The sequence below is a fragment of the Pseudomonas sp. N40(2020) genome (assembly GCF_014472415.1).
Taxonomy (GTDB): domain Bacteria; phylum Pseudomonadota; class Gammaproteobacteria; order Pseudomonadales; family Pseudomonadaceae; genus Aquipseudomonas.
Genome location: NZ_JACSZV010000079.1, coordinates 1 through 5167, shown reverse-complemented (window position 1 = coordinate 5167; position 5167 = coordinate 1). Strand labels below are relative to the sequence as shown.

The following is a 5167-nucleotide window of genomic DNA, read 5'->3' as shown; positions in this document are numbered from 1 at the left end:
TAGTCAACAAGATTATCAGCATCACAAGTTACTCCGCGAGAAATCAAAGATGTAACCAACGATTGCTGAGCCAAGTTTAGGGTTTCTTAAAAACCCAAAGATGTTTGAACTGAAGAGTTTGATCATGGCTCAGATTGAACGCTGGCGGCAGGCCTAACACATGCAAGTCGAGCGGATGAGAGGAGCTTGCTCCTGGATTCAGCGGCGGACGGGTGAGTAATGCCTAGGAATCTGCCTGGTAGTGGGGGACAACGTTTCGAAAGGAACGCTAATACCGCATACGTCCTACGGGAGAAAGCAGGGGACCTTCGGGCCTTGCGCTATCAGATGAGCCTAGGTCGGATTAGCTAGTTGGTGAGGTAATGGCTCACCAAGGCGACGATCCGTAACTGGTCTGAGAGGATGATCAGTCACACTGGAACTGAGACACGGTCCAGACTCCTACGGGAGGCAGCAGTGGGGAATATTGGACAATGGGCGAAAGCCTGATCCAGCCATGCCGCGTGTGTGAAGAAGGTCTTCGGATTGTAAAGCACTTTAAGTTGGGAGGAAGGGCATTAACCTAATACGTTAGTGTTTTGACGTTACCGACAGAATAAGCACCGGCTAACTCTGTGCCAGCAGCCGCGGTAATACAGAGGGTGCAAGCGTTAATCGGAATTACTGGGCGTAAAGCGCGCGTAGGTGGTTTGTTAAGTTGGATGTGAAATCCCCGGGCTCAACCTGGGAACTGCATTCAAAACTGACAAGCTAGAGTATGGTAGAGGGTGGTGGAATTTCCTGTGTAGCGGTGAAATGCGTAGATATAGGAAGGAACACCAGTGGCGAAGGCGACCACCTGGACTGATACTGACACTGAGGTGCGAAAGCGTGGGGAGCAAACAGGATTAGATACCCTGGTAGTCCACGCCGTAAACGATGTCAACTAGCCGTTGGGAGCCTTGAGCTCTTAGTGGCGCAGCTAACGCATTAAGTTGACCGCCTGGGGAGTACGGCCGCAAGGTTAAAACTCAAATGAATTGACGGGGGCCCGCACAAGCGGTGGAGCATGTGGTTTAATTCGAAGCAACGCGAAGAACCTTACCAGGCCTTGACATCCAATGAACTTTCCAGAGATGGATTGGTGCCTTCGGGAACATTGAGACAGGTGCTGCATGGCTGTCGTCAGCTCGTGTCGTGAGATGTTGGGTTAAGTCCCGTAACGAGCGCAACCCTTGTCCTTAGTTACCAGCACGTAATGGTGGGCACTCTAAGGAGACTGCCGGTGACAAACCGGAGGAAGGTGGGGATGACGTCAAGTCATCATGGCCCTTACGGCCTGGGCTACACACGTGCTACAATGGTCGGTACAAAGGGTTGCCAAGCCGCGAGGTGGAGCTAATCCCATAAAACCGATCGTAGTCCGGATCGCAGTCTGCAACTCGACTGCGTGAAGTCGGAATCGCTAGTAATCGCGAATCAGAATGTCGCGGTGAATACGTTCCCGGGCCTTGTACACACCGCCCGTCACACCATGGGAGTGGGTTGCACCAGAAGTAGCTAGTCTAACCTTCGGGAGGACGGTTACCACGGTGTGATTCATGACTGGGGTGAAGTCGTAACAAGGTAGCCGTAGGGGAACCTGCGGCTGGATCACCTCCTTAATCGACGACATCAGCTGCTCCATAAGTTCCCACACGAATTGCTTGATTCATTGAAGAAGACGATAAGAAGCAGCCCGAAATTGGGTCTGTAGCTCAGTTGGTTAGAGCGCACCCCTGATAAGGGTGAGGTCGGCAGTTCGAATCTGCCCAGACCCACCAATTTTGTGTGGGAAACGCCTGTAGAGAATACGGGGCCATAGCTCAGCTGGGAGAGCGCCTGCCTTGCACGCAGGAGGTCAGCGGTTCGATCCCGCTTGGCTCCACCACTACTGCTTCTGAAGTTTTGAAAGCTTAGAAATGAGCATTCCATCAGTGTGATGATGAATGTTGATTTCTAGTCTTTGATTAGATCGTTCTTTAAAAATTTGGGTATGTGATAGAAAGATAGACTGAACGTTACTTTCACTGGTAACGGATCAGGCTAAGGTAAAATTTGTGAGTTACTCTGAATTGAGTATTATCGAATTTTCGGCGAATGTCGTCTTCACAGTATAACCAGATTGCTTGGGGTTATATGGTCAAGTGAAGAAGCGCATACGGTGGATGCCTTGGCAGTCAGAGGCGATGAAAGACGTGGTAGCCTGCGAAAAGCTTCGGGGAGTCGGCAAACAGACTTTGATCCGGAGATGTCTGAATGGGGGAACCCAGCCATCATAAGATGGTTATCTTGTACTGAATACATAGGTGCAAGAGGCGAACCAGGGGAACTGAAACATCTAAGTACCCTGAGGAAAAGAAATCAACCGAGATTCCCTTAGTAGTGGCGAGCGAACGGGGACTAGCCCTTAAGTGGCTTTGAGATTAGCGGAACGCTCTGGAAAGTGCGGCCATAGTGGGTGATAGCCCTGTACGCGAAAATCTCTTAGTCATGAAATCGAGTAGGACGGAGCACGAGAAACTTTGTCTGAATATGGGGGGACCATCCTCCAAGGCTAAATACTACTGACTGACCGATAGTGAACTAGTACCGTGAGGGAAAGGCGAAAAGAACCCCGGAGAGGGGAGTGAAATAGATCCTGAAACCGTATGCGTACAAGCAGTGGGAGCCCACTTTGTTGGGTGACTGCGTACCTTTTGTATAATGGGTCAGCGACTTATTTTCAGTGGCGAGCTTAACCGAATAGGGGAGGCGTAGCGAAAGCGAGTCTTAATAGGGCGTCTAGTCGCTGGGAATAGACCCGAAACCGGGCGATCTATCCATGGGCAGGTTGAAGGTTGGGTAACACTAACTGGAGGACCGAACCGACTACCGTTGAAAAGTTAGCGGATGACCTGTGGATCGGAGTGAAAGGCTAATCAAGCTCGGAGATAGCTGGTTCTCCTCGAAAGCTATTTAGGTAGCGCCTCATGTATCACTGTAGGGGGTAGAGCACTGTTTCGGCTAGGGGGTCATCCCGACTTACCAAACCGATGCAAACTCCGAATACCTACAAGTGCCGAGCATGGGAGACACACGGCGGGTGCTAACGTCCGTCGTGAAAAGGGAAACAACCCAGACCGTCAGCTAAGGTCCCAAAGTTATGGTTAAGTGGGAAACGATGTGGGAAGGCTTAGACAGCTAGGAGGTTGGCTTAGAAGCAGCCACCCTTTAAAGAAAGCGTAATAGCTCACTAGTCGAGTCGGCCTGCGCGGAAGATGTAACGGGGCTCAAACCATACACCGAAGCTACGGGTATCACCTTCGGGTGATGCGGTAGAGGAGCGTTCTGTAAGCCTGTGAAGGTGAGTTGAGAAGCTTGCTGGAGGTATCAGAAGTGCGAATGCTGACATGAGTAACGACAATGGGTGTGAAAAACACCCACGCCGAAAGACCAAGGTTTCCTGCGCAACGTTAATCGACGCAGGGTTAGTCGGTCCCTAAGGCGAGGCTGAAAAGCGTAGTCGATGGAAAACAGGTTAATATTCCTGTACTTCTGGTTATTGCGATGGAGGGACGGAGAAGGCTAGGCCAGCTTGGCGTTGGTTGTCCAAGTTTAAGGTGGTAGGCTGGAATCTTAGGTAAATCCGGGATTCTAAGGCCGAGAGCTGATGACGAGTCATCTTTTAGATGACGAAGTGGTTGATGCCATGCTTCCAAGAAAAGCTTCTAAGCTTCAGGTAACCAGGAACCGTACCCCAAACCGACACAGGTGGTTGGGTAGAGAATACCAAGGCGCTTGAGAGAACTCGGGTGAAGGAACTAGGCAAAATGGCACCGTAACTTCGGGAGAAGGTGCGCCGGTGAGGGTGAAGGACTTGCTCCGTAAGCTCATGCCGGTCGAAGATACCAGGCCGCTGCGACTGTTTATTAAAAACACAGCACTCTGCAAACACGAAAGTGGACGTATAGGGTGTGACGCCTGCCCGGTGCCGGAAGGTTAATTGATGGGGTTAGCTAACGCGAAGCTCTTGATCGAAGCCCCGGTAAACGGCGGCCGTAACTATAACGGTCCTAAGGTAGCGAAATTCCTTGTCGGGTAAGTTCCGACCTGCACGAATGGCGTAACGATGGCGGCGCTGTCTCCACCCGAGACTCAGTGAAATTGAAATCGCTGTGAAGATGCAGTGTATCCGCGGCTAGACGGAAAGACCCCGTGAACCTTTACTATAGCTTTGCACTGGACTTTGAATTTGCTTGTGTAGGATAGGTGGGAGGCTTTGAAGCGTGGACGCCAGTTCGCGTGGAGCCATCCTTGAAATACCACCCTGGCAACTTTGAGGTTCTAACTCAGGTCCGTTATCCGGATCGAGGACAGTGTATGGTGGGTAGTTTGACTGGGGCGGTCTCCTCCTAAAGAGTAACGGAGGAGTACGAAGGTGCGCTCAGACCGGTCGGAAATCGGTCGTAGAGTATAAAGGCAAAAGCGCGCTTGACTGCGAGACAGACACGTCGAGCAGGTACGAAAGTAGGTCTTAGTGATCCGGTGGTTCTGTATGGAAGGGCCATCGCTCAACGGATAAAAGGTACTCCGGGGATAACAGGCTGATACCGCCCAAGAGTTCATATCGACGGCGGTGTTTGGCACCTCGATGTCGGCTCATCACATCCTGGGGCTGAAGCCGGTCCCAAGGGTATGGCTGTTCGCCATTTAAAGTGGTACGCGAGCTGGGTTTAGAACGTCGTGAGACAGTTCGGTCCCTATCTGCCGTGGACGTTTGAGATTTGAGAGGGGCTGCTCCTAGTACGAGAGGACCGGAGTGGACGAACCTCTGGTGTTCCGGTTGTCACGCCAGTGGCATTGCCGGGTAGCTATGTTCGGGAAAGATAACCGCTGAAAGCATCTAAGCGGGAAACTTGCCTCAAGATGAGATCTCACTGGAACCTTGAGTTCCCTGAAGGGCCGTCGAAGACTACGACGTTGATAGGTTGGGTGTGTAAGCGCTGTGAGGCGTTGAGCTAACCAATACTAATTGCCCGTGAGGCTTGACCATATAACACCCAAGCAATTTGCGTCGAAAGGCCAAGTTGCGGTGTGTGAAGACGAAACGAACCGAAAGTTCGATGTTCACAAAACACCGACAGCTGTCACATACCCAATTTGCTGA

At 51.4% G+C, this 5167-nt stretch carries 2 tRNA genes and 2 rRNA genes; all 4 read left to right on the top strand.

The features are described from left to right. The first annotated feature begins 106 nt into the window (after window positions 1-106). The 4 genes from IAI51_RS27640 (at window position 107) to IAI51_RS27625 (ending at window position 5053) form a co-directional block, all read left to right on the top strand. Window positions 107-1643: ribosomal RNA gene (locus tag IAI51_RS27640) — 16S ribosomal RNA — on the top strand. Window positions 1644-1725: 82 nt separating this feature from the next. Continuing rightward, window positions 1726-1802: transfer RNA gene (locus IAI51_RS27635), tRNA-Ile, on the top strand. Between the two features lie 31 nt (window positions 1803-1833). Further along, a tRNA-Ala gene (locus tag IAI51_RS27630) sits at window positions 1834-1909 on the top strand. A 250-nt stretch (window positions 1910-2159) separates the two neighbouring features. After that, window positions 2160-5053: ribosomal RNA gene (locus tag IAI51_RS27625) — 23S ribosomal RNA — on the top strand. The 16S and 23S rRNA genes sit together here with 2 tRNA genes alongside, the layout of an rRNA operon. Window positions 5054-5167: the final 114 nt, after the last annotated feature.